Source organism: Candidatus Amarobacter glycogenicus, assembly GCF_016704105.1.
Lineage (GTDB): Bacteria > Chloroflexota > Dehalococcoidia > Tepidiformales > Tepidiformaceae > Amarobacter > Amarobacter glycogenicus.
The window spans coordinates 307,371-334,034 of record NZ_JADJAT010000001.1; the positions used below are offsets into that span (position 1 = coordinate 307,371).

Consider the following 26,664-nt stretch of genomic DNA (forward strand, 5'->3'; position numbering starts at 1 on the left):
CCCGGCGGCAACCGGGGTCGAGCAGTTGGGGCAGGCTGGCGCGGGGGTACTCACTTGGGCTCCGTGCGCGGCGGTGTGGATGAAACCATCGTGGTATTCCCGATGTCAAGCGAAGAGCATCCTCTCAAGGTATGCCGTCGTGGCGCCCTGGGGTGCCCGATGCTAGGATTTGACCCGCGCGATCCATGACGCCCGGCCTCTCGGCCGGGTTCTTTGCGCCCCACCATACCGTCGGCGCCCGTGCCACACCGGGTGACCTGGAGAGGCCTACCCATGACCGAACAACTCACCGCAGAACAGAAGCTGGCCCAGCTCATCGAGCTGAAGCAGAAGGTCGCGGAGGGTGGCGGGCTCAAAGGAATTGAGCGCCAGCACGCACGCGGGAAACTCACCGCCCGCGAACGCGTAGACCTGCTCCTTGATCCCGGCAGCTTCGATGAACTCGACTCCCTGATGCGGGCGCGGAGCATCGACAACAGCACCGGCGAAGCAGTCGTGACCGGCTGGGGTAAGGTCGATGGCCGGCCCGTCTACGTATACGCCTATGACTTCACGCTCGTCGGTGGTTCGCTGAGCGAGGCCGTCGCCGAGAAGATCTTGAAGGTCATGGACCTTTCGATGACGACCGGCGCGCCGATCATCGGCATCATCGACTCGGGCGGGGCCCGCATCCAGGACGGCCCGGAGGCGCTCCGCGGCTTCGGCGAAATCTTCGCCATGAACACCCTCGCAAGCGGTGTGGTCCCGCAGATCAGCATCATCATGGGCCCTTCCGCGGGTGGCGGCGCCTACAGCCCCGCCCTCACCGACTTCATCTTCATGACCGAAGGCAGCGGGCAGATGTACATCACCGGCCCGGATGTGATCCGCGCGGTGACGGGCGAGGAAGTGACGCACGATGAGCTTGGTGGGGCTATCGCTCACGCGAGCCGTTCCGGCGTCGCCCACTTTGCGGTCGATGGCGAAGAAGCAACGATGCAGGAAGTGCGGCGGCTGCTTTCATTCCTCCCTTCGAACAATGCGGAGGACCCGCCCTTCACCGGCACAAACGACGACCCCGCGCGCGCGGATGACGATCTCCTGACGATCGTACCGGCCGAGCCAAATCGCCCCTACGACGTGCGAGAGGTCATCGACCGGCTCGTCGATGACGGGGACTTCATGGAAGTGCACGAGCTCTTCGCGACGAACATGGTGGTGGGTTTTGGACGGATGGCGGGCCGCGTCGTCGGGTTCGTAGCGAACCAGCCGGCGCAGCTCGCGGGTGCGCTGGACATCAACGCCAGCCGCAAAGCCAGCCGGTTCGTCCGATGCTGTGACTGCTTCAACGTCCCACTCGTGACGCTCGTAGACACTCCCGGTTTCCTCCCGGGACTGAGCCAGGAGTATGGCGGGATCATCACCCATGGCGCGAAGTTGCTCTATGCCTACAGCGAAGCGACGGTACCGAAGATCTCGGTGATCCTGCGCAAGAGCTACGGCGGGGCCCACCTCGTTATGTCCAGCAAACACCTGCGCGGCGACATGAACTACGCCTGGCCGACTGCGGAAATCGCGGTCGCAGGGCCCGATGCGGCGGCGAACGTGGTCTACCGCGAGGAAATCGCGAACGCACCGGACCCCGAGGCGAAGCGCAAGGAGCTCATCGAGGAGTACCGGCAGAAATTCGCGAACCCGTACATCCCGGCTGGCCGTGGCTTCCTCGATGACGTGATCGACCCGCGCCAGACGCGGGCGAAGGTCGTGCGGGCGCTGGAGATGCTGGAGAACAAGGCCGACCGGAACCCTCCGAAGAAGCACGGCAACATCCCGCTTTAGGCGGTGAGGCGGCGTGGTAAACTCGGGGCATGACGAAGCTCGCCGCCGAAGCGTGGGAAAAGCTCCAGGAACTGGATGACGAGACCCAGAACTACCTTGCCCGCAAGGTTCTGGATGAGATCGAGTCTGAACGCAAGTGGGACGAGCTTTTCGCGAAGAGCCAGGATGTGCTTGAAGAGATGGGGCGCAAGGCGCTCGCTGAGCACCTCGCAGGCAAGACAGTGCCGCTCGATCCTGACAAGCTGTGAACTCCTGGCGTGAGCAGGCCTTCCGGGAAGCCCTGGGGAGACTACCCGTTCAGGTCGCCGAACAAGCTGCGGCCGCATACCGTCTGTTCTGCAGCGATCCGTTTCATCCGAGCCTTCAGTTCAAGTCGGTTACCGCCTCGGGCGATCTATGGTCGGTCCGCATCGGGCTCGGCTATCGCGCATTAGGTCGCCGCCACCAGGACACTATCATCTGGTTCTGGATAGGCACACATGCCGAGTACGACCAACTACTGCGCCGCCGCTAGACCTTTCAGCGACTACGAAGCGGACGGCCGGCGCTTGCGCGCCGGCCGTTTGTTGATCTGTCCGCCGTGACCGGGCGTCAGTCCGCCACTAGCACCAGGGTGCCCGTCGTGCTCAGGCTGCCGCCCGTGCCGTTGACGATGCAGGAGCGAGCCTTGGTCTGCTTGCCTGGGAGGCCGCTGAAACCGCCGTCTTCGGCCGTGCCGGAGAGCTGCCGGTAGGCTTCAACCAACAGCTGCATGCCGTACATGCCGGAGTGGTTGAAGGAGAGGCCCCCGCCGTTGGTGTTCATGGGGAATTTCCCGCCGGGAGCGGCATGGCCGTCCTTCCAGAGGCGGAATCCTTCGCCGCGGGGCGCCAGGCCGAGCATCTCTGCCGTGATCCCGGCGGTGACGGTGAAGGAGTCGTAGAGCATGGCCATTTCCATGTCTTCCGGCCCCATGCCCGCCATTCTGTAGGCGGCGGCGCTCGAAGCCGCCGCGGAGGTGGCGGTGAAGTCGCCCATTTCGAGCATGTTCGAGTGGCTCATGCTCTCGCCGGCGCCCGCGATCCACACCGGCTTCGTCTTCACGCTGCGGGCGATCTCCGGGCTGACAACCAGCACTGCCCCGCCGTGGTCGGTGACCAGGCAGCAATGCAACAACGTGAGCGGCCACGAGACGAGCCGTGCGTTGTTCACGTCGTCGATAGTGATCGGGCCACCGGCCGGGTTCGTCTCCTTGGAGAACATGACGGCGCGGGGGTTGAGGGTCGCCCACTGGCGTGTGACGACGGCGATGTGTCCGAAGTCCTCGGGGGTGGTGCCGTAACGATGGTTGTGGCGGGTCATTGCGTGGGAGTAGTTCGATGGCGCGCCGGAGACGCCGTACGGATTGCTGAACTGGCTACCCGGATCCCACGGGTCCATGCCGCGCGCGCGGCCGGTCCCTGCTCCGCGGGTCGCCCGGGAGGACCACCCGTTCTCTCCGTGAGTTACAAGTGCGACGTTGATGATGCCGGCGTGGATTGCCGCGAGGGCATGGTGCACGTGCATTTCGAACGAGCATCCGCCCACCGAGGTGGTGTCGATGTAGGCCGGGTGGAGGCCGAGGTGTTCGGCAATTGCGGAGGAGAATCCGGCGCTGAAAATGCCGTCGATCGCACTGATCGGGATGCCCGTCTGCTTCGAGACGTTCTTGATGGCCGAGATATGAAGCTGGAGGGCCGTCTTCGGCTGTTCTGGATAGCCAATCCAATCGGCTTCGGCGGCGCCGACGATCGCGGCGGCGCGGGAGAGTTCACCTGGCATGGTTCGAGTACCCCTTAGACCACGCGCCAGAACGGGATGTGAACATCCGCACTGGCTGCTTCGAATTCGACTTTTACCTTCGCGCCGATCTTGATCGTCTCCGGCCTGGTCGGGTCGACACCGCGAAGGACGGTGAACATCCGGTCGCCCTCGGCGAGGTCGATATACGCGGTGACGAAGGGGGTCTCATCGGCCCAGCCACCGAAAGCGCGGTGCTGGACGGCGAAGGTATGGATGTAGCCGATGCCGGAACCCTCGATCCATTCGATCTCGGTGGCGTGGCAGAAGGGGCAGATCCAGCGGGGATACCAGTGGACGCGGTTGCAGCTGGTGCAGCGAGGAAGGACGAGCTTGTCCTCCTTCGCCGCATCCCAGAAGGGCCTGGTGAGCGGGTCGCCCGGCTCGGGTATTGGCTTGTTGTAAGGCATAGCGGATGGCAGTCCTTCGGCACGTGCACCGCTTCGCGGCAGGCTGGCCGCGTGGGCAATCCGTGCAAGAGATGGTGGACGAACGCTACGTGAATGAGAGCGAACGGGAAAGGGGACTACTGTCGACCCTATGGTCCTCTCAACTCCCAGAACGTGTCGACTACTTCCGGGACGCCTTCGGCGAGCTGGGCGTCGAGGCGCCGGAGCAGGTCTTCGGCCTCATCGAGGGTGATGTTCCGGCGCAATTGGAGTTCGCCGTTGACGAGCACCGAGTGCGCGCCGAGTTGCATGGTGAGCAATCGGACGACCCGCTCGACTTCTGGGAAACCGCGCAGGCAATCGTCGATGGCGTCGCGCACTTCCTTGCCGGCTGAGGCGCCGATGAGCAGATTCCGAGCCTGCAGCCCGAGGAGGAACGCGACGATCGTGAGAACGACGCCGATCCCGACTGAGGCGATCCCGTCCCAACTCTCGTCTCCGGTCGATTGCGACAGGAACAGTCCGAGGGCTGCGAGGGCGAGGCCGGTGAGGGCGGCTCCGTCTTCGAAGAAGACGGTCTTGGTCGTCAGGTCCGGCGACTGGCGAATGTACCGGACGATGCTCCAATTGCGACGGCGCGCGCCACGAAGGAGGCCGCGGATGGCGATTGCGAAGGAGGCCAGCTCGAAAATGAATGCCATGCCCAGGACGCCGAAGGCGATGGCAAGTTCCGTATGGGAACGCTCGTGGGGGTGCGGGTGAATGAGGGTACGGATGCCTTCGTAGAACGAGAAGGCGGCGCCCGCGACGAAGATGAAGATGGCTGCAAGGAACGACCAGAAGAACGCTTCCTTGCCGTATCCATGGGGGTGCTTCTCATCGGCAGCGGCATTCGAGAGGTTGATGCCAACGAGGAGGAAGACCTGGTTCACCGTATCGGCAAAGGAGTGCCCGGCCTCCGCCAGCATCGCGGCGCTCCCGGTAAGGACGCCTGCGACGAGTTTGCCGGCAGCAATCGCGAAGTTCGCGCCCATGGCGGCGAGGACAGCCGGCTTGCTCTCTTCTGACATGTCCGCAGCATGACGGGAGAGGGGAGAAGAGAGAAGGGACTTCTATACGCGCAGATAAACGCGCAGATCGTCGTCATCGACCTCGATCCGGTCGATGACGTCGCGGAGCGCCGCCTGCAGTGTTTCGAACGGCAACGCGTCCCATTCCCGAGTGAGCCGCTCGCACAGCGCCTCCAGGTGCTTGCGCCGCTCCGCCTCGGATTGTTGCGCCTGCAGCCGGTCCTTCGCCGCACGGAGTTCCGCTCCGAGGCCCTGGTGCTCCCTGGCCAGTTCCCCGCCGAGCGATTTCACCCTTTCGACCGTGATGTGCCCGTGGGCAGCATCGGCGACGAGCTCTTCGACCTGGCGGCGGTTGCGCTTCATCCTGCCTTCGACGCGGTCAACCTGAGCGACCAGGTCGACCAGGTAGCCATCCACGTTACCTGCACGCCGCAGCCGGGTAACCGGGCGCTCGTCATCCTTGAGCGCTTCGCGGACGCGCGCCTCGAGTTCGGCCGCACGCTGAGTGTTGTAGGCGCAGGCGCTCTGATTCGTGCGGGATTCGCACTGGTAGTACCGGTATGAGGCTTCCTTCTTTTCCCCGGCCTTAGTCACCCAACGCTGGCGCCGCGAAACACCGATGAGCTTGTTCTGGCACATCCCACAGAAGAGCAGGCCGCTGAGCAAGAACGGTTGGACGGTGCGCGTGCGGACGCTGCCGTGGTGCGTCTGGAGGCGATCCTGGACGCGACGGAAGTCCTCCGGGGTAACCAGGGCCGGGTGGCTACCGGTGACCGTCGTCCCGAAACGGGAGTAGTGGCCGAGGTAGGCGCGGTTCCGCAGGATGTCGCGGACAGTGACCATGCTCCAGCGGCCACCGCGGCGCGTGGCGACCTCTTCCGCGTTCAACTGTCCCGCGATCTTTCGGATTCCCAGCTCTTCCTGGAGGTAGAGCCGGAAGATGTAGCGGACGACGACGGCCTCTTCGGGTACCAGTTCGAGCCGCCGGCGCGGGCCTACGCGGTACCCGTAAGGGGGCCGGCCGAGGACTTCGCCGCGCACAGCTTTGCGACGCATCGCTGAACGTACTTTTTCAGAGATTGGCGTGCCATCGCCGCGGTCGGCCCAGGTGTCGACGAGCTCGCGGAACGCCTCGTGACCGGTGTGAGCGATGAGCACCTGGCAGCCCGTCTGTTCGATCTCCAGCAGTTTCAGCGCGGCCTGGCCGAGATCTGGACCCAGGACGCCAAGACTGTCGACCGCGACCACGACGAATCCCCGGTCGGGGCGGGCGAGGAAGTGGAGCATCTGGGCGAAGCCAGCCGTGGCTCCCTGTTCATCGGTGGTATCGAGGAACGTGCCAGCGACTTCGTATCCGTGGCGGATGCAAAAATCGCCGAACGCGTGGTTCTGCTCGGCGATGCTCCGCTTCTGGCCGTTTCGCCGGGCATTCTCCGCGAAGTAGCCAACGGCACGCATGGACGCCTACCCCACGTAGAGGATCCGCTCGCAGTTCGGGCACTGGGCGAGCTGGTCCGGGTCGAAGGCACGCTTGCGGACAGCCTCGGGGATCCCGACCCTGCACCCGCCGCAGTTCCCGCCCGCGACGCGCGCGACGGCGATGCCTCCACGGCGCCTGCGGACGTCCTCATAGACGGCGAGGTGGCGCGGCACGACTCTTGCTTTTTGGGACTCCCGTTTCGCGTCGGCGCTGGCGATAGCGCCGGCCAGCCGCCTGGTTTCCTGAGCGAGGGCAGCACGTTCGGCTTCCCACCGGGCTTCGGCCCTCACGAGGCCCTTTTGGGCGTCCGCATGCTCGGATTCCGCTGCCTCGAGCCTCGCCATGACTTCCAAGTCCTGGTCCTCGAGCTTCGAGCGATGCCCCTTCAGAATCTCGACTTCGTGCTGGATGTTGGTGAGTTCCTTGGGGTTCCGCACCGAACCGTCGTAGAGCCGCTTCTCTTCGGGAGCAATCTTCGAGGTGAGCACGTCTACTTCGCCCTCGATGCGGCGCTGTTCCTTCCGTGCGTCCGCGAGTTCGCCATCTGCCGCGGCGAAGCGTTCGCGGGCCGCGCTGAGTTCCTCGCTGCCCTTCAGACGGCGCTCAGCCTCCTCGAGCGAGGCACGAAGGTTCCCCGCCTCATCGTCGATTTCCTGCAGGGTGCGGATCTCGGATACCTGACTCAATGCGTGTTTCACCGGCAAAGCAGACTCTGGTTGGCCGAGGGCTAACCGTAGCGCTAAGCGTAGGAGTGCGGCCCGGAGGCGTAAACGTTTCGCGGCCCGGATTTGCTGAATCGTTACGAATTGGCGGCCGTTATGGAGGTCTGCGGAGGCATCGGATGAAACGGGCCTTTCGCCGGATCGCCCTGGGAGCAGGGACTATGCGCCATGGCGTGCGAGTGCGGGCCCTGGATCTCGTTCCGTCATTTGCACCGCTTGGCCCTGGGCCCTCATTCGCCCACCGCCGGAGTCATCGCAGTCTGACCGAAGCGGTGGCCGGAATCGGGTGCAGAACAGACACCGGAAGGGCCCGGCGCGGGCACGGGAGACGACGTGTAGTACTCTGAAGGTCACCTCGCCAGAGAGGTCTGCTCCCGATGCTCTACAACGTTTCCCAGCTGCTTCGCGAAGAGGTTGGCGCCAGCCGCCGGTACGACATCGAACCGGAAGAGAACGTCCACCACGGCCGCATCGAACTGATTCGCACGCCCGGGGGCATCCTTGTGCGGTGCACGGCACGCGTCGAACTCGAAGCGGAGTGCAGCCGCTGCCTCGCGCCATTCGGTTACCTGGCGGATGTCGCCTTCGAAGAGGTATATGCGCAGCAGGTTGAACCGGCAACGGGCCGCAAGCTGCCACTCGAAGACCCCGACTCTTTCCTCATCGGCACGGACCACACAATCGACATTAGAGAGGCGGTGAGGCAATATGGCCAGATGGCTGCAGAGATGCAGCCGCTTTGCCGTCCAGACTGTCCCGGGATTTGCCCGGTGTGCGGGACGGATCTCGGCATCGCAAACTGCCAGTGTGACCGGACGCCCATCGACCCTCGATGGCAGTCGCTCGTAGCATTGAAGCGCAAGACGAATGGGTAAGTACCTGAAGGAGTCCCGTTATGGCCCCGCTGCCGAAGCGGAAGTACGCCTCTTCTCGACAGGGGAAGCGACGCTCCCACCTCAAGATCCAGATGCCTCACGTCATCGATTGTCCGCGGTGCAAGAGCCCACGGCTCGCCCACCACGCCTGCCCGATCTGCGGGACCTACCGGGGCCGCGAAGTGATCGCACTTCCGGAACCGGACCTGGACTAACGAACCCGGGATTGGCGGTGGCTCCGTTCATCGCCCTCGAAGAACCTGCCCAGGCCACACGTGCGTTGGTGTTCCCCGGGCAGGGCGCGCAGTCTGTTGGCATGGGGAAAGACCTCTACGACGAGTTCCCCTCGGCGCGCGAACTATATGACCGAGCTGATGAGATTCTCGGGTTCCGGCTTTCGAAGCTCTGCTTCGAAGGCCCGGAAGAGGAACTCCAGCAGACGCGGAACGCACAGCCCGCGATCGCAGTCACGAGCCTCGCGTTGCTGAAGGTCGCCACAGAACTCACACCTCAACTGTTGAAGAAACCTGCTTACGTCGCCGGGCATTCGCTCGGCGAGTACCCCGCGCTCGTGGCGGCGGGCGCCCTCCAGTTCGATGAAGCCGTACGCCTGCTCCGTACCCGCGGAGAGCTCATGCAGGCCGCGGGGGACAAGAACCCCGGCACCATGGCGGCCGTCCTCGGGCTGGATATCCCCGACTGCGAAGAAGTCTGCCGGGAGGCCGGCGCCGAGATCTGCACGGTGAACGCTCCCGGGCAGATCGTCATCGGCGGCCGGCGCGAAGCAGTTGTCCGCGCACTCGACTATGCGAAGGCGAGAGGCGCTGCGAGGGTGATCCCGATGAGCGTTAGCGGCGCCTTCCACAGCTCGCTGATGCGCCCGGCGGCGGACGGGATGGTCCAGCCGGTCGCAACGGCCGCTATCTCGGACCCAATCGTCCCGGTCATCGCGAACTGCACGGCGACGCCGGTTACCCAGGAAGTCCAGATCCGCCACGAACTCGTCGACCAGGTTTGCCGGCCGGTGCAGTGGAGCCGGACTGTCGACTTTCTCGGGGAACACGGGGTGGAGACGTTCATCGAGTTCGGCCCCGGACGCGTGCTGACATCGATCATCAAGCGCATGTTGCGCAAGTCAAACTGCATCAACGTGAACGACGCGACGTCGGTCCGCGTTTCGCTTTAAGCTGGCTGGCCGGCGGTCCCGCCGGGCGGGGTGAAGATCGCTTCGCATCCGGGGGAGCGCAGGTCCGACGCTATCGCGGGGCATATCAAACAACACTGGGTTGGTGAGGCATGGGTGATCTGGACGGACGCGTTGCGCTTGTGACCGGCGGTTCGCGCGGGATCGGCCGGGCAATTTGTATCGAACTCGCGGGGCGCGGGGCCAGGGTCGCGGTGAACTACAACACCAACCCATCCCTCGCGGAAGAGGTTGTGGCGACTATCGCCCAGAGCGGCGGTGAAGCAGCGGCGATCGGCGGGGACGTCTCCGATTCGGACCAGGCGGCGAACCTGGTGAAAGCGACGATCGACCGGTTCGGCGGATTGGACATCCTTGTCAATAACGCCGGCATCACGCGTGATGGTCTGCTCATGCGCATGTCAGAAGACGACTGGGACGCAGTGCACAACACGAACCTTCGCGGAACGTTCCTCGTGACGAAGGCGGCGATGCGGCCGATGCTGCGAGCAAGGGGTGGCCGCATCATCAACATCACGAGCGTTGTTGGCGTGATGGGAAATGCCGGCCAGGCGAACTACGCGGCCGCGAAGGCCGGTGTCATCGGGTTCACGCGCTCGGTTGCGCGAGAAGTAGCTTCTCGCGGCATCACGGTGAACGCCGTCGCTCCCGGTTTTATCCAGACCGACATCATCGCCGGGATGAGCGAACAGGCGGTGACGGCGGTGATGGGCCAAATCCCCCTCGGCCGGATCGCCGGGGCCGAGGAAGTTGCACCGCTGGTTGGCTTCCTCGCCAGCGATGGCGCCGGCTACATCACGGGGCAGTGCATTCATGTTGATGGCGGTATGGTGATGGCGTGAGCCAGAACCCGATGCGCAAAGCCCGCCAGCTGGCACTCGAAGCACTGTACGAATCCGAGACCTCTGACCACCCTGCCGTCCGGGTCTTCGAGCGGCAGCTCGCAGAGGCCGCGACGGAAGACGCGGGAGTGGCGAAGCCCCGCCCCAGCGGTTATGGGCGAGAGCTCATCGAGGGCGTCATCGAACACCGCGATGAGCTCGATTCATACATCCAGGAGGCGGCGACGCAGTACCCCGTAGACACGCTCGCCGTCGTTGACCGGAACATCCTTCGCCTTGCAATATGGGAACTGCTTGCCGATAATTCGGCGCCGGTCGGAGCAGTGGTAAATGAAGCTGTGGAGCTGGCCCACCGGTATGGAGGGGACAGCGCCCCGTCTTTTGTGAACGGAGTGCTTCGAACCGTAAGCCAACGAATCAAGGCCGCGCAGGCGGCCATCCCCGCACCGCTGGACGCGGCCCCCATCGACAATCTCACAAACGTTTCATCAGGAGCACTCCCCAACGTGGCAACAGTATTCGAACGAGTCCGCGCTATTGTGGTCGAACAGCTTGGCGTCGAGGAGGATGAAGTCGTCCTCGGGGCATCCTTCGTGGATGACCTCAATGCCGACTCCCTCGACCTGGTCGAGTTGATTATGTCGCTCGAAGAGGAGTTTTCGAGCGACGCCGGCGAGCTGGAAATCAGCGACGAGGACGCAGAGAAGATCGCTTCGGTGCAGGACGCCGTAGACTACCTGAAAGACCACGGCGTCGAGGACAAGTAAGCCTTCCGTCGTGGCAGCCGGGACGCTGACCGGTCCCGCGGGAGGGTAATGTGGAATTCCTGGGTATTGGCTACCAGGAACTCCTGCTTGTGCTGGTGCTGCTGCTCGTCGTGGTGGGCCCCGAGAGGCTCCCGGCGATGGCGTACCAACTCGGGCGGGCGGTGCGGACCATGCAGGGCTATGCACGCGCCGTGCGAGACGAGTTCAGCGATGAGATCGACTACCTGGACGAACAGTACAAGACCATCAAAGGCCAGGTGAATGAAGCCCAGGGCACGCTTCGTGCCGAGAATGCGAAGCTCAATAGCGAGCTCCGCGAAGTGACCGCTTCGGTCGAATCGACCGTCGCGACCGTCCGGTCGGAAGTCCAGGCCGCGAACGCTGAGGCTGCCGCTAGCGTGAACGCGGCAGCCACGCCTTCGGAACCCGCAAAACCGCCGATGGTTTTCTGAGCGCCATGGCCGCCGAACCAGTCAACGAGCCGATCCAGCTGAGGCCAGACCAGCAGCCGTTCCACGAGGGTGAGATGACTCTCCTCGAGCACCTGCGGGAACTCCGCACCCGCGTGCTCATCTGCGCAGTCGCTGTTGTGCTCGGCATGCTCCTTTGCGTTGTGTTCTGGGAGACGATCGTGGGCTGGCTGATTGCCCCCGCGCGAGCGGAGATCCCGGACTTCCGGCTCACGGTCTTCAGCCCGACGGAGACGATCGCCCTGATGTTCAAGATCGGCATGTACGGCGGGCTCATGCTCGCTTCGCCGGTCGTCCTCTACGAGATCCTGGCGTTCATCGTGCCGGGCCTGACACCACGCGAACGAAAGCTGGTCCTGCCGGGGATCATCGGTGTCGTAGGCTTCCTGATCGCCGGGATGGCGTTCGCCTACTGGATCATCCTGCCGGCGTCACTTGGGTTTTTGCTGAACTTCGGCGGCGACAACTTCGATCAGAAGATCGGCGTGAAGCAGTACTTCGACTTCGCCATACGCATCATTTTCTGGGTGGGCGTGTCGTTCGAACTGCCGATGGTGCTGACGCTGCTGGCGAAGCTGCGCGTCGTCCGGGCGAAGCAGCTCCTCGGATTCTGGCGCTACGCGATCGTCATCATCTTCATCGTCGCGGCGATCGTGACACCGACGCCGGACCCGCTGACCCAGAGCCTCGTGGCCGGTCCTTTGCTGGGACTGTATGTGCTCGGCATAGGCCTCGCCTGGGTGGTCCAGCCAAAGCGGCCAAAACCAGAGGCGGCTCCGTGAGCGAGGCCGGCCAGGCGGTGCGTCGCCCTGCGGTCGCCGCGACTGCAGGCTTCGGCGGCGGGTTCGTGAGCGGCCTCCTTGGCGGGGGTGGCGGCTCGATCATGATCCCGTTCCTGACGGGCCCGATGGGCATGCCCCAACACATGGCGCACGGCACATCGCTCGTGGTCATCACTTCAGCCGCGGGCGCTGCCGCAATCGTGTATGGCCTGCACGAGCCGATCAGCGCGGTGCTCGTCGCTTCGCTCGGAGCCGGGGCGATCGGCGGCGCGTTCCTCGGCGCGCGGGGGGCGGCCCGGATCCCGGCTCTGCAACTGCGCCAGCTCTTCGGGCTGTTCCTTATCGCCGTTTCGCTCCGGCTCCTCATCTGGGACTCAGTCGAGCCATGGTTCGACGCAAACGGCTGGCAAGAACCACTCGCGGGCGCCACGCTCGGGCTCGCCGGAGGGGTGATGTCGGGAGCGCTGGGTGTCGGCGGCGGCTCAATATTCGTCCCCGGGCTCGTGCTCGGCCTCGGGATCGGTCAACACGAGGCGCAGGGAATCTCTCTCTGGGTTGTCGTGATCGCCTCGGTGATGGGTGGACTCACGCACTATCGCCAGGGAACTGTGGACACCGAGGCCGCGAAGTGGCTCGCGCCGGCCGCGCTGCCAGGCGCACTTGCCGGCGCGGTGGCAGCGGCATTCATGGGCGGTCGCACGCTGCAAGTGGTCTTTGCGGTCCTTCTCATCGCGATCGGGGTGCAGATGCTTGCGACGGCGCGGCGGCGAATGCGCAACGATCGTCTGGCGCGGCTCGCTCTCGCGGCGGACGCCGCATGATTACCACCATCGAAGAACGGGCAACCGAGCTTTATCACGTCGTGCGCGCCTGTGGCCTCTGCGCGCTTTCCGATACCCGGACGAATGCCGTCCCCGGCGAAGGACCGCTCACGGCCGAGGTGATGTGCATCGGTGAGGCGCCCGGGATGAATGAAGACAAGCTGGGACGGCCGTTCGTCGGCGCGGCCGGGCAGTTCCTGGGCGAGCTTCTGGGGGCGGCCGGGCTCACGCGGGAACAGGTCTACATTTGCAACGTCTTGAAGTGCCGGCCACCCGCGAACCGTGACCCACTGCCAGACGAAATCGACGCCTGCGCTGAGTACCTTGACCTCCAGCTGGACATGGTCGACCCACTCGTCGTGGTGACGCTGGGCCGTTTCTCCATGGCGAAGTGGTTCCCACAACAGGCGATTTCACGCATTCACGGGAGCGTGAAGGAAATCGATGGCCGGTTCATCGTGCCGATGTATCACCCGGCCGCGGCGCTCCACCAGGGGAGCCTGCGGCAGGTCCTCCTGGACGACTTTGCGAAGCTGCCCGGTATCGTCAACCATGCACGGAGGGCGAGGCAGACGCCAGCAGCGACAGGCAGCGTCTCCAAGGGAGGCGGGCCCGAGAGGGTCGCCGGCAGCGCAGAGGTTCCACCGACGCCCGTGGGCGCAGCGACGGAACTGCCTGTGGCGGCCGTGAACTCACCGGCACACGGATCCCCGCCAACCTTCGCGGCACACGCCGCCAACGAACAGGAACTGACGGCTGAACGGGCTGAGCCCGCTCTGACCGATAAAACAGAACAAATCCGACTCTTTGATTAGGACTGAATGACAGAAAAACTTCGTGTAATCCCGCTCGGCGGCCTGGGTGAAATCGGCCGCAACATGATGCTGCTGGAGTATGGCGACGACATCATCGTCGTCGATGTCGGGCTGATGTTCCCGGAAGAGGAGATGCTTGGCGTCGACCTTGTCATCCCGGACTTCAGCTACCTCCGCGACCACAAGGACAAGCTCCGGGCCGTCTTCCTGACCCATGGCCACGAGGACCACGTGGGGGCGCTGCCCTACTTCCGGCGGGAGTTCAATGCGCCGATCTACAGCGCCAAGCTCACGGACGGCCTGATTCGCGTGAAGCTGCAGGAACACCGGCTGCTGCAAGACTCAGAGACCCATGTCATCACGCCGGGAGAAGTAATCACGGCCGGAATCTTCGAGGTCGAATTCTTCACGGTCGCGCACAGCATCCCGGATGCCTGTGGCCTCATCATCCGCACGCCCCTTGGGCTGCTCGTGCACACCGGCGACTTCAAGCTCGACCACACCCCGGTGATGGACCAGCACACCGACCTGATCCGGCTCGCCCAGGTTGGGGCGGAGGGCTGCCTGCTCCTCATGGCCGACTCGACCTACGCGGAGCAGGAGGGTTACACGCCCAGCGAACAGCTCGTCGGCGAGGCACTCCGCACCATCCTGGTCAACGCCCAGGGGAGGGTAATCGTCGCCACCTTCGCATCGCTCATCTCGCGAGTGCAGCTTCTCGTCGATGCGGCGGTGTTCACCGGGCGGAAGATCTTTGTGACGGGACGGTCGATGATCGACAACGTCGCGATGGCCCGCCAACTTGGGTACATCAACGCCCCGGAAGGCGTGATCATCGGCGTCGAAGAGATGCGCAACACGCCGGCTTCGAAGCTGGTGGTGATCACCACCGGGAGCCAGGGCGAACCGACAAGCGCCCTCACGCGGATGGCGAACGGCGACCATCGCCACATCACCATCTCGAAAGGCGACACGATCGTCCTGTCTTCGAGCCCGGTGCCGGGGAACGAAACAGCCGTCTACCGGAACGTGGACAACCTCTTCCGTCTCGGCGCCGACGTCCTCTACAACCGCATTTCGAATATCCACGTCCGCGGCCACGCCAGTCGTGAAGAACTCAAGATCATCCAGGGGCTCCTGCAGCCCGAATACTTCGTGCCGATCCACGGCGAGTACCGTCACCTCGTGGTCCACGCGCGCCTTGCCGAGTCAGTCGGCGTGCCCCAGGGCAATGCCTTCGTCTTGACGGACGGCGACGTGTTGGAAATCGACGAAGAGTCAGCCTGGATCGGTGACCGCGTCCCCGCGAGCTACGTTTACGTCGACGGGCTTGGGATCGGCGACGTAGACCAGCACATCCTGCGTGATCGGGCCCACCTCTCGACGGATGGCGTCGTGGTGGTCATGGTCGCGGTCGACAAGCAGACCGGGAAGCTGGAGCGGCCGGCGGAGGTGCTTGCGCGCGGGTTCGTAGATGTAGAAGACCGGGAGGATCTGCTGGACCAGACTCGCAGAGTGGCCGCGAAGGCACTCGAAGGGGTGGAGCACTATGCGGAGTTCGGCGACATTAACAGCCGAATCCGCGACGCTGTCAGCAAGTTCCTCTATGATGAGACTCGCAGGCGGCCGATGGTGCTGACAGTGACTGTCGAGGTCTAGTCAGGCCAGTCATCGATCGCGGCCGTGCCGGGCCAACGGGGGGCGCCGGTACGGGTGGATGAGGAGTGCAGGCCATGGCGGCACGCCCACGGACCCGGCCCCGGACTGCCCGCGCGGAACGTTCGCCGCGGAGCAAGAAGCGGAACCCGTCTGTCCTGAGCCGGTTGAACCGACCCGAAGTCTTCGCCACCTTCGCGGCGATTGTCGTAGTGGCAGCGCTGCTGTTCGTCCCTGATGTCCAGGAAGCGCTCGGCGACGGGCGCACCTGGACGCTTCGTACGTTCGGGCTCGGGATCGTCGTCCTCCTCGGGTGGGTGTTGCTGGCGGCGGCGGCTGCGTGGCGCGGTTGGTACGAGCGCGGCGCATGGTTCTGGCGCAAGACAAGCGGTATCGCGGCCCTGGGCGTGTTCTTGTGGGGGCTGCTGGCACTCAATTCGGCAGATTGGACCGCCGGCGGAGTGCGCTTCGCGGAGGTCAGCCTCGGCGGCACGCTCGGACAGCGGCTCATCGATGGGTTTCTAGGCAAGGTCGCGTGGCTGAGCGTGTTCGTGCTGGCGGCTGCGTTGCTCGCGCCGACGGCTACCCGCTGGGTGGCCACGAACGTCCCCTACTGGATCGAAGAGAGCTGGCGCAGGCGGCAACCGCAGCGCGCGGCGGCCGCGGTCGCCAGGTGGCTGAGCTTCATCTTCCGGCGGCCAGGCGGCCCGGAAGAGGAAGTCGTGATCGGCGCGGGCGGGTTCGAGCGCATCCAGCCGATGCGGAGCGCTGCCATCGAAGGCACACCGGTCGTCTTCCGGCCATCCATCGACCCTGCGTCGCCCACCTCACCGGTGGGCATCGGAGCGGCGGCGACGTTCGCCGCAGTAGACATCGAAGAAGCGACGCTTCTCGAAGACGCGCCGCCCGCTGTCACGGCCATGGCGGAAGACGAAGCGCCCGACGAGCCGCAGCAGCTCGGCCTCGAACTCGACGCGCATAAGGGGGGCTGGGCACTGCCCGCCCTGGAGATGCTGAATGCACCGATCCCGAGCGTTCACCGCAAGCACGACAATGCGGCGCGCGCTCAGCTGATCGTCGATACGCTCGCCAGCTTCGGGGTCGATGCGACCGTCGTCGAGATCAACGAAGGACCGACGGTGACGCAGTTCGGGGTGGAACCTGGCTGGGAGGTGCGGAGCAAGGACGTTCTCCTGAAGGACGAACAGGGCAAGTCAATGCTCACACCGGACGGGCGGCCGCGCTCGGAACGGGTCGAAGTGTCGCGGACACGGGTGCGTGTGAACAGGATCACGGCGCTCCAGAACGACCTCGCCCTTGCCCTCGCGGCGCCGAGCCTGCGGATTGAGGCGCCGGTCCCCGGCCGGGCGATCGTGGGGATCGAAGTGCCGAACGACTCGGCTTCGCTCGTGGGCTTGCGCGCAGTTATGGAAACCCGAGAGTTCACCGAACTTGCCTCGAAGAGCAAACTCGCGATGGCACTCGGCAAGGGCGTCTCCGGGGTACCGGTGGTTGCGGACCTCGCGAAGATGCCCCACCTGCTGATCGCCGGGTCGACGGGCTCCGGCAAGAGCGTCTGCATGAACGCGATCATCGCCGGCATCATGATGAACGCGACGCCGAACCAGGTCCGATTCGTCATGGTCGACCCGAAACGCGTTGAGCTGATCGGCTACTCGGGGATTCCCCATATGGCCTTCAGCGAAGTCATCGTCGACATGGACAAGGTCGTCGGCGCACTCCAGGCAGTCGTCGGCGAAATGGATGCGCGCTACAAGAAGTTCGCAAGCGTGGCAGTCCGGAACCTCGAGGCGTACAACAAGCACCCGCGCGTCCTCATCAAGTTGCCGCAGTGGGTTGTCATCATCGATGAGCTCGCCGACCTGATGATGGCGGCGCCGTTCGAAGTCGAGAAGCTCATTTGCCGGCTCGCCCAGCTCGCCCGGGCGACGGGCATCCACCTGATCGTGGCCACTCAGCGGCCGTCGGTCGATGTCGTAACCGGCCTGATCAAGGCCAACTTCCCGACACGCATCGCGTTCGCGGTCACATCGCAAACGGATTCCCGAACGATCCTCGACATGGGTGGCGCCGAGAAGTTGCTCGGCCGGGGCGACATGTTGTTCATGCCGACGGATGTCGCCAAGCCTATCCGGATCCAGGGTGTCTACGTGTCGGACGCCGAGGTGGAACGGCTTGTGGAGTTCTGGAAGGACGAACGGTTCAGCGAACTGGCGCCGGAGAATGCGGACGACCTCCTCGAAGCGGCGTTGGCCGAAGCGAACGGCGGCGACGCCGAGATCGAGGTCGACTTCGACGACCCGGTCGTCGACCGGGCGCGGGCACTGACGCTCCAGCATCAGCGGATCTCCCCGTCTCTGTTCCAGCGCCGGCTCAAGGTTGGCTTCGTGAAGGCGAAGAAGATCATCCAGATCCTCGAGGAAGAGGGGTACGTCGGGCCGCAAGAGGAGGGGGAGTCACGCAAAGTTCTCCAGGGATCCGCGATAGATGACCTCGCTTGATACACTGAAGGGCATGAGAAACCTGAAGACCCTGCTTGGCCGCGGCGAAGCGCCGGACGATGAAGCGCCCGGGAGCCGTCCGCACGAGCAGTGCCTTTCGTGCAGTGCCGACCTTGAGGGATCAAAGTCCTACGAACGGTTCCGTGTCTGCCATTCGTGTGGGTTTCACTTCCACCTGACGGCACGCGAGCGGCTGGCCACGCTGCTCGACCTCGGAAGCTTCCACGAAGACGACCGGGGGGTGACGAACATCGACCCGCTCTCGTTCCGCGACAAACAGTCTTACCGCTCCCGCGTAATCAACGCCCAACGGCGGACAGGGCTGACCGAGTCCGCGCTCACGGGGACGGGCAGCATCTACGGGCGCGATCTGGTCGCGGCCGTGATCGATTTCTCATTCCTCGGCGGCTCCATCGGCGTTGCGGCGGGCGAGCGGTTGGCCCGCGCTTTCGAAAAGGCAACTTCCCGCCGGGTGCCGGTCGTGCTCATCTGTTCTACGGCGGGCACGCGAATGCAGGAGGGCTTGCTGGCGCTGATGCAGGCGCCGCGCATCGCCGCAGCCGTGCGCCGGCACGACCGCGCAGGGCTCCCGTATGTGGCTGTCCTCACCGACCCGACGACGGGCTCGGCGTACACCGGCTTCGTAAATCTCGCCGATGTCCTCCTGAGCGAGCCCAACGCCCTGGTCGGCTACGCGGCGTTGCGGGCCCTCCAGGAAGCCGCTGGAGCGGACTTACCCGAAGGCGCCCACACCTCTGAAGCCCACCTGAAGCGCGGCCTCATCGATGCGGTGGTCCCTCGCCCGCAATTGCGGGATTCCATCGCCCAGTTGCTCGACTTGCTGACGAATGACTACCGGCTCACCGCGCAGAAAGAACAACGCGAAGGCCACTCGTACCACACCCCTCGAACCGCCTGGCAACAGGTGCAGATCTCGCGCCACGAAGACCGTCCCAACGCGACCGACTTGATAGCTCGCATGTCGACCTCGTTCGTTGCGTTGCGCGGCGATCGGAGCGGCGAGGATGACCCTCTCGTGCAGACGGGTGTGGGCTCGCTCGCGGGTGAGGCCGTGCTCTTCGTCGGGCAGGTGCGCCCCCACGGGCAGCGGGCGCACATCTCCACGGCCGGGTTCCGGAAGGCACGCCGCGCGATGATGCTCGCCAGGAAGTTCGATCTGCCAGTGGTGACACTGATCGACACCGACGGGGCCGACCCCTCGCTCGCGAACGAGGAGGCAGGGCTGGGCTTTGCCGTGGCGCAGTGCATGACGTCGATGCTCGAACTGCCGGTGCCAACCGTCGCGGTGATCACCGGCGAGGCGAATTCGGAGGGCGCCATGGCGATGGCCGTGGCCGACCGGGTGCTCATGCTCGACAACGCGGTATACGAAGTGATCCGGCCGGAGGATGCGGCAACGATCCTCTACGGCGGGGAGAGTTCGGCCGGCGAAGCAGCCGAACGGCTCCGGCTCACTTCGCACGATTGCCTGCGGTTGGGGATCATCGACCATACGGTGCCAGAACCCGGGGACGGCGCCCACACCGACCACGCCGAAGCGGCGGTGCTTCTCCGGCGCGCCATACTCCGCGAGCTTTCGCGGGTACAGCGGACGCGGGCGAAGCGGCGGGTGGAGCAGCGCTACGCCCGCTACCGCGAGATTGGGTCCACGCGGAGCTGGATCCGCGGCCGCCTGGAACGGCAACTGGCGCACTTCACCGACCGGATGAGCGGCGCGGCAGGCCGGCTCCGAGACCGCTCCACGCCGCGGCGGCGGTACGACTTCGGGGACGACGACATCCCGGTCTGAGTAGCCGTGCACCCGCCGGTGGACGGTGTCCGGCGGGCGGGGCATATTCCCCCTAGCCGCCACTCCAGGAGCGCCATCTGGAATTCCAGGACCTCCTTCTCATCCTGCTCGGTTTTGCCGTAGGCACATTCGGCACGCTCGTCGGGGCCGGCGGCGGCTTCATCCTCGTGCCGGTGTTGCTCTTCCTCTATCCGGACAAGGACCCGGAGAAGATCACGGCCATCTCCCTGTTCGTGGTGTGGGCGAACGCTACGTCAGGCTCGTTCGCCTACGGCTACCATCGGCGGATCGACTTCCGGAGCGGCCTCTGGTTCGCCCTGGCGACGCTCCCGGGCGCGATAGCGGGGGCCATCGTCGTCGGATTCATCCCGCGGCGGACGTTCGACGGCATCTTCGCGGCAGTCCTGACGGGGATTGGGCTCTATTTGCTCCTTCGGCACAACTCCAACGCCATCCACCCTCCGGCCACAGGCTGGAGCGTGGTCCGCCGGCGAATCACCGACCGTTCGGGGAACAACTACTTCTACTCGTTCCAAATGTGGAAGGGCGTCGCGACAAGCAGCGTCATCGGCTTCGTGAGCAGCCTGCTGGGGATCGGCGGTGGCGTCATGCATGTGCCGGTAATGGCGACGGTGTTGCACTTCCCGGTCCACATTGCCGCCGCGACCTCCCAATTCGTGCTGGCGTTTATGGCGCTCGAAGGCACTGCGGTGCACGTCTCGACAGGAGCACTGAGCTGGGACCGGTCGCTTGGGCAGGCCGGATTGCTGGCAGTCGGCGCCGTCTTCGGCGCCCAGAGCGGCGCTTGGCTCTCGCGCCGGCTCCACGGCGGCTACATCATCCGGGCGCTTGCCGTGGCGCTCGTCATTGTCGGTTTCCGGCTGGCGCTGAAGGCGATCCAGGGATGATGCCGAGCCGGGTTAGGGCGTGTTCTCCCAGTCGCGCCAGCTGGAACGGCGCTCCCCCGCTTCCTCGAGATGGTGGCCCTGACCTGCCTTGCGAGTGACAACCGTCGGCTCGGAGAGCCTGCGGAGGACGAACCAGACAAGGAACGTGAGCATGCACATGATCCCGGCGCCCATTGCGAGGCGTTGGATCCCGCGCTGCGTGGCCCCGTCCCAGGAGTCATAGGCGCCGCGAGAGAGTTCCAGCGCTTTCGTCCCGTCGCCAGCCGCGTAAGCCGCTTCCGCCTTCGCGAGGTCACCCGCGGGGTTGGTGAAGAACATCCCAATGCGACCGAAGAAGTTCGGGCTGAACGACTGCTGCTTTTCCCTGGCAATCGCGATCATCTTCCCCGCCGCGACTTCGTTGTAGGCAGCCGTGAGGCCCCCTGCCGCTGCCGCTTTCGCCCCGGCGTAGTCGCCGGCCGAGTACTTCTCGCGGGCCTCAGCCAGCTTCTGTCTGGCGACGGAGTCATCCGCAGCCGATTCAAGGTCCTTCGTGGCGGAGAGGATGGCGAGGATCGCCTGGCGCTGCTCTTCAACGACGATCGCGGTATCGGCCACCCGCTTCTTTCCCCACGACTGGGAAACACCGTCCGGCGTGCCCAGGCCCGCTTCGGTACTCAGCGCGAGGACTTCGGCGTAGGAATCGAGCACCTTGTTCGCCTTTGCGACCTGGCCCGCAACCGGATCGAACACCCAGGCGAGGAGATTGTCATAGATGTCGGATGGCATGCCCGAGAGGCCCAGCGAGGTGCCACGCGCCTGGAGCGCCTTCACGAGGTCGTGCGCGGCACGGCGGTCGGCGAGCAAGCTCTTCGAAGTAACCGGGTTGTAGACCCACTCCACGAAGAGGGAATCGAGGTTGTTTCCGCTGACCCACTCGCCCTGGTCCATGAACCAGCCCGCGTCGAGCGGGAGGAGCGACTGTTCATCGTCCATCCGGCCAAGTAGCGCGGTCATGTTCGCCCGGCCACCAATGGCGGTCTCGTAGGCGAACCAGAACGCTCCCGCCTTGCCATACCAGAACTCGGAATCGTAGATGTCCGAGCCGTGATACCACATGGAAAGAGGCTCGTTCTTGTAGGGCCGCGTCGACCAGCCGGTCTCGACGGGGCGCACACCGAGGTCGCTGGCGATGGCCTTTGTGCCGTATTCGGCCAAGCCCTCCCAGAGCCACTTGGTCTCGAGATTGAATCCCGCCCAAGAGTGGGCGAGTTCGTGGATGGTGACCTCTTCATCGAAGCCAGTGTCCGTGGCGAGAAGGACCTCGCCGATGGTGGGGAATGCGACGCCCGCCGCGCCGGCACGTTCAATGTGGTGGGACTGCCGCATCACGAGTGTCTTGTTGGGGTACGGCCAGCCAAAGACGGTTTCGAGCATAGGAAACGCCTTCTGAGCGATCGCCCACTGCTTGTCTGCCCAGGCCTGGTCCCGCTTGAAGTACTTCAGCGCCAGGTGCACCGTTCGCCCGTCGGGCATCACCACGTCTCCTTCGAGCTTTGCGGACTTCGAGAAGTCGGTGACGGACTGGACGTACGCCGAAAAGACGCGGATGTCGGTCCGCTGGCGGCACTTGTCGTCCATGGCGGCACAGCGCCTGATAACGTCCGGATCGTCGGCATTGAGCCCGATGACTGTGACCTCGCCGCACACCCAGCGCTCGAATCCGTCAGCTTTCACATCGCCCGGCTGACTCGAAGCGAGAAGGCAGCCAGGATCGAAGTAGTTATCGCCGGCCTTGGGGACGTCGACGAGGACGAACGAGCCCGGGCCCTGACCGATGAAGGCCGTCTCGATAAGGCCGGCTTCGAGCGTCATGATCTTGCCGCCGGTGCGCGGGGCAACGTCGTAAGTGGCATCGAGGACGATGCGGGTGTTGGTCTTCAGCGGACGCGGTAGCGTCGCGACGGCCGCCCCGGCCAGGCCCGCGGCCTCGTTGCCGGGCGTGACTTTCGTCTCAAGGACCTCGTCACCGGCTTTGACAACAACGTTCTCGGCGCCGGGCATGAGGTAAACGGGGAGCGTCGGGAGATCCTTCCCGATGGCGTTTTGATACTCGGCATGAACAGAAACGGTGATGCGGCCGGCGTCTGTGTTGAGGCGGTAGTAAGACTCTGATGCGACGTTGTAGGGCACTGTCTGAGCCAGGGCCGGAGCCGGGCTTTCCATGCCAACAAGGGAGAGCAGCGAAAACGCAAATACGGCGACCAGGGCAAGGCGACGGATCCTCATGGTACGAACTTCGGCAGGAACGGTGGACGCGCGCAGATCACCTCGGTGACCGCGGTGACGAACAGGGAACAGCCCAAGAAAGTCAGGTTAGACCGGGGGATCGTCGGGCTTATCTCGACCGAGGAGGGCGCGGGTGACGGGGAAGGCGAGGAGCCAGGCGGCGGCGGCAACGACGCCGAGGACCATCATTTCGCGGTCGCCTGTCGCGCCGCCCCAAACGAGGAGCACGACCGCGGCTGCCGCAAGCAACCAGGGGGCCATCCGCCCAAGAGGAAGCACCGGGCGGTGCATCAGTCTCCCAGGACGACGAGGTCTTTTTCCTCGATGACGTCCCAGTCCTGCTCGCGGAGCGGCTGTGTTTCGCCCTTGCGATATGCCTCGTAGATGCGGAAGAGGACTTCCTTGTGAGGGCGCACCCTGCCGATGGGGCAGGCGGCCCAGTCCTTCTCCGATTCGTCGCAGTAACCGAGGCGGTGTTCTCCGCACTTTGGCTGAAGGTAGCGCCCCAGTTCCGGGGTCACCTTCATCACCTCGGACCGCATGAGCGCCGCGACCTTTCGGAACTCCCACTGGGCACGCGTGCAGAGCCGCAGGTCACAGATGTGGAGAAGGCTCTGGAAGTTCACGGTGATCTTGAAGTTGGTGTTCGTGGCGTTCGGCAGAAGGAAACGGGCGTCCTCAGCGGGTATCCCGGCAGCGACCATCTCCTCATAGAGTTCCCCGACGCGATCGAACAGCTCGTCCATCCTGTCCTGCATGCCGGCTTTGCGGACCGTCTCCGGCACGGTGTAGGGGAACTCACCCTCCTTGTACGTCACGTAACGCTGGCTCTGTTGTTCGAACGAAATGCCCACGCGATGGCGGACGAACTGGTGGCTGAAAGCCCGGGAGACGCCCGAGATCCCGAACTCGTAGGAGACCTGCTCCAACGGGCTGGCATGGCCCGTCTTCAGCCGTTCCTCGATGAATTGCGTCATCTCTTCGCGGGTGATGCGGTCATCGCCGATGCGTTTCGCGACCTGTTGGGGAGTGAGCTGGCTGTAGCACGTGCGGTAAGCCATATAGAGCGACCGCAGCGGGTCATCTGAATGCGAAAGGAGGGTGACCTGAATTGCCATGACGTCGCCAGCCAGCGGAAAACTCGCGGTACGCGGACTGATATTGTGCCACAAAGAACTGCTCAGGTGACTGAGCGGTATGCGATCTGAACCTCGTCACTCGCGCTATGTCGGGTTCAGGTGGCAACGGCCGATTCGCAGGCGTGGCAGAGCGCATCGAGAGCCGGGAAGAACGCCATCCCTTTCGGCGAGAGTTCGTAGGCGGGCGCCGGCGGATAACCGCTCTCGACCGTCCGCTCGACGAGGCCGGCCGCCTCCAGGTCCTTGAGGGCCATCGCGAGTGCCCGGGCGGTAATGCCCGGAAGTGCTGCCCTGGCTTCACCGTAGCGGCGCGCTCCGCGGCCCAGGGCGACGGCAACGAGCATCGGCCACTTCTTGAGCGCTATGGCGAAAACGTCGGTGTTGGCGATGAGCTGGACGAGCGGGACGCATTCCGCGCCGACCTTCTCGCCGAGCGGAGTCAGCACGTACATGGTCTTCCTGCCGGGGTGCTGGCGTGCGACGACTCCGCTGGCTTCAAGCTTCGAAAGCGTGTCCGTCAGGGTATCGCGGCTGGCAGAGAGCCGACCCGCCAGCTCGGAAAACGGTTGGCAGCCCGAGCCGTAGAGGAGAGCGACGATTGGCACCGACCAGCGGTGGTGGAACAGGCGGATGGCGGGCTCGAGCGAGATGAGAGTGCCTCTTGACTACTTAGTAGACTTACTATACTTTCTATACAACCTCAGGGCGTCGGCGGAACTGTAGCCGCCCGGAGCGACCAGGGGCATCAAAACATAGAGGTGGCCCCGTGCCAACATTCAAACCCGAGCTGACTATTGCCGTCCAGGTCTCCGATTGGCTGGCGGCGCGCGACTGGTACCGGGATGTCCTCGGACTTGAAGAGACCTTCGTGGTGGAAGAGGGTGGCTGGGCTGAGTTCGCCGGGCCGCTCGGCGTGGTCATCGGCCTGAGTGCCCTGGACGGCCAAGCCCACCCGGGCGTGGGCGGGACGACGATCACATTCGGCGTGAGCGACATCGAGGCGGCTCGCGCCGAACTCGAGGCCAACCGCGTGCAGTTCACCGGCCCGACCACCGAGTTGCCAGGCATGGTGAAGCTCGCAACCTTTAAGGACCCCGACGGGAATGAAATGATGCTCGCAGAAAACCTCATGCAGCCGTAGGTCCGCCGACGGCGCAGAGAGAAGAGCCCGCCGTGGACAGCCGGGGTTCGACCTCTCCGTTCATTCGAAGCGCCTCCTAGCCCACCGTACCCGCCTCGCGGAGGGCCGCGATCCGGGCATCGTCGTAGCCGAGGCCCTTCAGTACCTCGTCGGTGTGCTGGCCGAGAATCGGTGAGGTGAACCTCGGCTTGCCCGGAGTGTCACTCAGCTTGGGACCGACGCCGATCTGCTTGACCTTGCCGATGGGCGAGTCCACTTCGACGACCATGCCGCGAGCGAGGTTGTGTTCGTTGGTGACGACGTTCTCCATTTCGAGGACGGGGGCCGCACAGATGTCGTGCTGCGACATGATCGCCATCCACTCATCTGCCGTCTTCTGCTTGAAGATGCCTTTGAAGCGTTCGATGGTGGCGGGCCACTCGTCCTGGTTGAACTGCTTGGGCAAGAGATCCTCTGTGCCGATGACCGTGCAGAGGGCAGCCCAGAAGTGACTTTCGATGCTACCGATGGAGAACCATCGGCCATCGGAGCACTCGTAGGTGTTGTAGAAGGGCGCAGCGCCGTTCAGGAGCGTCGCTCCCGGGCGGATGACCGAGCCTCCGCCGAAGTAGCCGGAAAACGCACTGGTCATGAGCGAGAGCACGCCGTCGCTCATCCCGATATCTACATTCTGGCCACGGCCGGTCTTCTCGCGCGCGATGATCGCGACGCAGATGGCGAAGGCCGCAGTGAGCCCACCGCCGGCGAAATCGGCGACGAGGTTTACGGGGATGGCAGGGGCCTGCCCGGGCCGTCCCGTGACGCCGAGTGCGCCACCGACGGAGATGTAGTTGATGTCGTGGCCGACGAGGTTGCTGTAAGGCCCGGTCTGGCCAAAGCCGGAGATGGAGCAGCAGATGATGCGCGGATTGATCTTCGCCAGCGTGTCGTAATCCACCCCAAGGCGCTTCACAACACCAGGCCGGAAGCCCTCGATGACGACATCGGCCGACTTCACCATTTCGTAGAAGACCGCCTTGGCTGCGTCCTCCTTGAGGTTGAGGGCGATCGACTTCTTGCCGCGGCCGAGGGCGTTGTAGGCGGCCGCATGGTCTGCTGCCTCGCTGCGGCGCATGCCGCCGCTGCCGCCGAGCTTGGCCGATGAGCCCGGGACGGCCTCGACGAGTGTCACGTCGGCGCCGAAGTCGGCGAGGAGCATGGAACAGTGCGGGCCCGGGGCGAGCCGCGAGAGATCGAGGACCTTAATACCAGCGAGCGCCATAACCATTGCGCGGTAACTCCTGAAGAGGTGTGGCTATGCCGGGTAGCATGGCCGGGCGCCATGGGTCGCGCAACCGGACGGCAGCC

27 protein-coding genes and 1 pseudogene are annotated in these 26,664 nt (G+C 64.7%); 18 read left to right on the forward strand and 10 right to left on the reverse strand.

Going from position 1 to position 26,664, the window contains the following annotated elements:
- The first annotated feature begins 273 nt into the window (after positions 1 to 273).
- From IPG14_RS01585 to IPG14_RS01595, 3 genes are read left to right on the forward strand one after another with little or no spacing between them, the layout of a single operon-like run.
- Positions 274 to 1,818: an acyl-CoA carboxylase subunit beta gene (locus IPG14_RS01585; RefSeq protein WP_343384776.1), complete on the forward strand. Its 1,545-nt coding sequence runs from the start codon at positions 274 to 276 to the stop codon at positions 1,816 to 1,818.
- A gap of 29 nt (positions 1,819 to 1,847) precedes the next feature.
- A complete protein-coding gene (locus IPG14_RS01590; RefSeq protein ID WP_343390698.1) occupies positions 1,848 to 2,066 on the forward strand; it encodes a hypothetical protein in 219 nt (72 codons plus the stop codon).
- Positions 2,063 to 2,332 carry a hypothetical protein gene (locus tag IPG14_RS01595; RefSeq protein WP_343390699.1) on the forward strand — a complete coding sequence of 90 codons (270 nt, stop codon included), beginning with the start codon at positions 2,063 to 2,065 and terminating at the stop codon, positions 2,330 to 2,332. The genes IPG14_RS01590 and IPG14_RS01595 overlap by 4 nt, the downstream gene beginning before the upstream one ends.
- Positions 2,333 to 2,409: 77 nt before the next feature.
- Here the strand turns inward: IPG14_RS01595 and IPG14_RS01600 are convergent, their stop codons facing one another.
- The 5 genes from IPG14_RS01600 to IPG14_RS01620 form a co-directional block, all read right to left on the reverse strand.
- Positions 2,410 to 3,618: a thiolase gene (locus IPG14_RS01600; RefSeq protein WP_343384777.1), complete on the reverse strand. Its 1,209-nt coding sequence runs from the start codon at positions 3,616 to 3,618 to the stop codon at positions 2,410 to 2,412.
- Positions 3,619 to 3,632: 14 nt separating this feature from the next.
- Positions 3,633 to 4,046, reverse strand: a complete 414-nt coding sequence (locus tag IPG14_RS01605; protein WP_343384778.1) for a Zn-ribbon domain-containing OB-fold protein — start codon at positions 4,044 to 4,046, stop codon at positions 3,633 to 3,635.
- A 128-nt stretch (positions 4,047 to 4,174) separates the two neighbouring features.
- On the reverse strand, positions 4,175 to 5,095 hold the full coding sequence (locus IPG14_RS01610; RefSeq protein WP_343384779.1) for a cation diffusion facilitator family transporter: 921 nt from the start codon (positions 5,093 to 5,095) through the stop codon (positions 4,175 to 4,177).
- 42 nt (positions 5,096 to 5,137) lie between these two features.
- Positions 5,138 to 6,553 (reverse strand): recombinase family protein, encoded by a 1,416-nt coding sequence (locus IPG14_RS01615; RefSeq protein ID WP_343390700.1) that lies wholly within the window; start codon positions 6,551 to 6,553, stop codon positions 5,138 to 5,140.
- A gap of 6 nt (positions 6,554 to 6,559) precedes the next feature.
- Complete coding sequence (locus IPG14_RS01620; RefSeq protein ID WP_343387862.1) at positions 6,560 to 7,261, reverse strand: hypothetical protein; 702 nt, start codon at positions 7,259 to 7,261, stop codon at positions 6,560 to 6,562.
- Between the two features lie 413 nt (positions 7,262 to 7,674).
- On the opposite strand from IPG14_RS01620, the gene IPG14_RS01625 reads away from it, so the two are divergent.
- The 14 genes and pseudogenes from IPG14_RS01625 to IPG14_RS01690 all read left to right on the forward strand — a co-directional run bounded on the left by IPG14_RS01625 (position 7,675) and on the right by IPG14_RS01690 (position 20,769).
- Positions 7,675 to 8,172, forward strand: coding sequence for a DUF177 domain-containing protein (locus IPG14_RS01625; protein ID WP_343384782.1), 498 nt, complete (start codon positions 7,675 to 7,677; stop codon positions 8,170 to 8,172).
- Positions 8,173 to 8,192: 20 nt separating this feature from the next.
- Positions 8,193 to 8,387: a 50S ribosomal protein L32 gene (rpmF, locus tag IPG14_RS01630; RefSeq protein WP_343384783.1), complete on the forward strand. Its 195-nt coding sequence runs from the start codon at positions 8,193 to 8,195 to the stop codon at positions 8,385 to 8,387.
- A gap of 17 nt (positions 8,388 to 8,404) precedes the next feature.
- On the forward strand, positions 8,405 to 9,358 hold the full coding sequence (gene fabD, locus IPG14_RS01635) for an ACP S-malonyltransferase (RefSeq protein ID WP_343390701.1): 954 nt from the start codon (positions 8,405 to 8,407) through the stop codon (positions 9,356 to 9,358).
- 110 nt (positions 9,359 to 9,468) lie between these two features.
- Positions 9,469 to 10,218: a 3-oxoacyl-[acyl-carrier-protein] reductase gene (gene fabG / locus IPG14_RS01640; protein ID WP_343390702.1), complete on the forward strand. Its 750-nt coding sequence runs from the start codon at positions 9,469 to 9,471 to the stop codon at positions 10,216 to 10,218.
- 11 nt (positions 10,219 to 10,229) lie between these two features.
- A pseudogene (gene nusB, locus IPG14_RS01645) lies at positions 10,230 to 10,622 on the forward strand (transcription antitermination factor NusB); the annotation flags it as partial.
- A gap of 102 nt (positions 10,623 to 10,724) precedes the next feature.
- Positions 10,725 to 10,985: an acyl carrier protein gene (acpP, locus tag IPG14_RS01650; RefSeq protein ID WP_343385234.1), complete on the forward strand. Its 261-nt coding sequence runs from the start codon at positions 10,725 to 10,727 to the stop codon at positions 10,983 to 10,985.
- A 50-nt stretch (positions 10,986 to 11,035) separates the two neighbouring features.
- Positions 11,036 to 11,437 (forward strand): Sec-independent protein translocase protein TatB, encoded by a 402-nt coding sequence (gene tatB, locus IPG14_RS01655; RefSeq protein WP_343387864.1) that lies wholly within the window; start codon positions 11,036 to 11,038, stop codon positions 11,435 to 11,437.
- 5 nt (positions 11,438 to 11,442) lie between these two features.
- On the forward strand, positions 11,443 to 12,237 hold the full coding sequence (gene tatC / locus IPG14_RS01660) for a twin-arginine translocase subunit TatC (protein WP_343384787.1): 795 nt from the start codon (positions 11,443 to 11,445) through the stop codon (positions 12,235 to 12,237).
- On the forward strand, positions 12,234 to 13,058 hold the full coding sequence (locus tag IPG14_RS01665; RefSeq protein WP_343390703.1) for a sulfite exporter TauE/SafE family protein: 825 nt from the start codon (positions 12,234 to 12,236) through the stop codon (positions 13,056 to 13,058). The genes tatC and IPG14_RS01665 overlap by 4 nt, the downstream gene beginning before the upstream one ends.
- A complete protein-coding gene (locus IPG14_RS01670) occupies positions 13,055 to 13,873 on the forward strand; it encodes a uracil-DNA glycosylase (protein WP_343390704.1) in 819 nt (272 codons plus the stop codon). Before IPG14_RS01665 ends, IPG14_RS01670 begins: the two co-directional genes overlap by 4 nt.
- Before the next feature lie 6 nt (positions 13,874 to 13,879).
- The gene (locus tag IPG14_RS01675) at positions 13,880 to 15,532 is read left to right on the forward strand and encodes a ribonuclease J (RefSeq protein WP_343384790.1); all 1,653 of its coding nucleotides are present in this window, start codon (positions 13,880 to 13,882) and stop codon (positions 15,530 to 15,532) included.
- A 164-nt stretch (positions 15,533 to 15,696) separates the two neighbouring features.
- On the forward strand, positions 15,697 to 18,051 hold the full coding sequence (locus IPG14_RS01680; protein ID WP_343390705.1) for a DNA translocase FtsK: 2,355 nt from the start codon (positions 15,697 to 15,699) through the stop codon (positions 18,049 to 18,051).
- Between the two features lie 13 nt (positions 18,052 to 18,064).
- Complete coding sequence (locus IPG14_RS01685; RefSeq protein ID WP_343384792.1) at positions 18,065 to 19,861, forward strand: carboxyl transferase domain-containing protein; 1,797 nt, start codon at positions 18,065 to 18,067, stop codon at positions 19,859 to 19,861.
- 104 nt (positions 19,862 to 19,965) lie between these two features.
- Complete coding sequence (locus tag IPG14_RS01690) at positions 19,966 to 20,769, forward strand: sulfite exporter TauE/SafE family protein (RefSeq protein ID WP_343391042.1); 804 nt, start codon at positions 19,966 to 19,968, stop codon at positions 20,767 to 20,769.
- A 12-nt stretch (positions 20,770 to 20,781) separates the two neighbouring features.
- On the opposite strand, the gene IPG14_RS01695 is transcribed toward IPG14_RS01690, so the two are convergent.
- From IPG14_RS01695 to IPG14_RS01710, 4 genes are all read right to left on the reverse strand, one after another.
- Entirely contained in the window at positions 20,782 to 23,037 is a 2,256-nt protein-coding gene (locus IPG14_RS01695; RefSeq protein ID WP_343387868.1) for a hypothetical protein, read from the reverse strand.
- Positions 23,038 to 23,124: 87 nt separating this feature from the next.
- The gene (locus tag IPG14_RS01700) at positions 23,125 to 23,298 is read right to left on the reverse strand and encodes a hypothetical protein (RefSeq protein WP_343390706.1); all 174 of its coding nucleotides are present in this window, start codon (positions 23,296 to 23,298) and stop codon (positions 23,125 to 23,127) included.
- Positions 23,299 to 23,327: 29 nt separating this feature from the next.
- Positions 23,328 to 24,155 (reverse strand): FAD-dependent thymidylate synthase, encoded by an 828-nt coding sequence (gene thyX, locus IPG14_RS01705; protein ID WP_343390707.1) that lies wholly within the window; start codon positions 24,153 to 24,155, stop codon positions 23,328 to 23,330.
- A gap of 116 nt (positions 24,156 to 24,271) precedes the next feature.
- Positions 24,272 to 24,826 (reverse strand): winged helix-turn-helix transcriptional regulator, encoded by a 555-nt coding sequence (locus tag IPG14_RS01710; protein WP_343391043.1) that lies wholly within the window; start codon positions 24,824 to 24,826, stop codon positions 24,272 to 24,274.
- Between the two features lie 116 nt (positions 24,827 to 24,942).
- On the opposite strand from IPG14_RS01710, the gene IPG14_RS01715 reads away from it, so the two are divergent.
- Entirely contained in the window at positions 24,943 to 25,317 is a 375-nt protein-coding gene (locus IPG14_RS01715) for a VOC family protein (protein ID WP_343384796.1), read from the forward strand.
- A 76-nt stretch (positions 25,318 to 25,393) separates the two neighbouring features.
- Here IPG14_RS01715 and IPG14_RS01720 read toward each other — a convergent pair whose 3' ends face one another.
- Positions 25,394 to 26,584 carry a CaiB/BaiF CoA-transferase family protein gene (locus IPG14_RS01720; protein WP_343384797.1) on the reverse strand — a complete coding sequence of 397 codons (1,191 nt, stop codon included), beginning with the start codon at positions 26,582 to 26,584 and terminating at the stop codon, positions 25,394 to 25,396.
- Positions 26,585 to 26,664 lie beyond the last annotated feature (80 nt).

Bases quoted from the DNA above. Each gene is read 5' to 3' on its own strand.
- IPG14_RS01585 (WP_343384776.1), top strand. From the start codon at position 274: ATGACCGAACAACTCACCGCAGAACAGAAGCTGGCCCAGCTCATCGAG.
- tatC (WP_343384787.1), top strand. From the start codon at position 11,443: ATGGCCGCCGAACCAGTCAACGAGCCGATCCAGCTGAGGCCAGACCAG.
- IPG14_RS01720 (WP_343384797.1), bottom strand. From the start codon at position 26,584: ATGGTTATGGCGCTCGCTGGTATTAAGGTCCTCGATCTCTCGCGGCTC.
- IPG14_RS01695 (WP_343387868.1), bottom strand. From the start codon at position 23,037: ATGAGGATCCGTCGCCTTGCCCTGGTCGCCGTATTTGCGTTTTCGCTG.
- IPG14_RS01675 (WP_343384790.1), top strand. From the start codon at position 13,880: ATGACAGAAAAACTTCGTGTAATCCCGCTCGGCGGCCTGGGTGAAATC.
- thyX (WP_343390707.1), bottom strand. From the start codon at position 24,155: ATGGCAATTCAGGTCACCCTCCTTTCGCATTCAGATGACCCGCTGCGG.
- IPG14_RS01600 (WP_343384777.1), bottom strand. From the start codon at position 3,618: ATGCCAGGTGAACTCTCCCGCGCCGCCGCGATCGTCGGCGCCGCCGAA.
- IPG14_RS01625 (WP_343384782.1), top strand. From the start codon at position 7,675: ATGCTCTACAACGTTTCCCAGCTGCTTCGCGAAGAGGTTGGCGCCAGC.
- IPG14_RS01670 (WP_343390704.1), top strand. From the start codon at position 13,055: ATGATTACCACCATCGAAGAACGGGCAACCGAGCTTTATCACGTCGTG.
- IPG14_RS01590 (WP_343390698.1), top strand. From the start codon at position 1,848: ATGACGAAGCTCGCCGCCGAAGCGTGGGAAAAGCTCCAGGAACTGGAT.
- IPG14_RS01605 (WP_343384778.1), bottom strand. From the start codon at position 4,046: ATGCCTTACAACAAGCCAATACCCGAGCCGGGCGACCCGCTCACCAGG.
- IPG14_RS01610 (WP_343384779.1), bottom strand. From the start codon at position 5,095: ATGTCAGAAGAGAGCAAGCCGGCTGTCCTCGCCGCCATGGGCGCGAAC.
- rpmF (WP_343384783.1), top strand. From the start codon at position 8,193: ATGGCCCCGCTGCCGAAGCGGAAGTACGCCTCTTCTCGACAGGGGAAG.
- IPG14_RS01700 (WP_343390706.1), bottom strand. From the start codon at position 23,298: ATGGCCCCCTGGTTGCTTGCGGCAGCCGCGGTCGTGCTCCTCGTTTGG.
- IPG14_RS01685 (WP_343384792.1), top strand. From the start codon at position 18,065: ATGAGAAACCTGAAGACCCTGCTTGGCCGCGGCGAAGCGCCGGACGAT.
- IPG14_RS01615 (WP_343390700.1), bottom strand. From the start codon at position 6,553: ATGCGTGCCGTTGGCTACTTCGCGGAGAATGCCCGGCGAAACGGCCAG.
- fabG (WP_343390702.1), top strand. From the start codon at position 9,469: ATGGGTGATCTGGACGGACGCGTTGCGCTTGTGACCGGCGGTTCGCGC.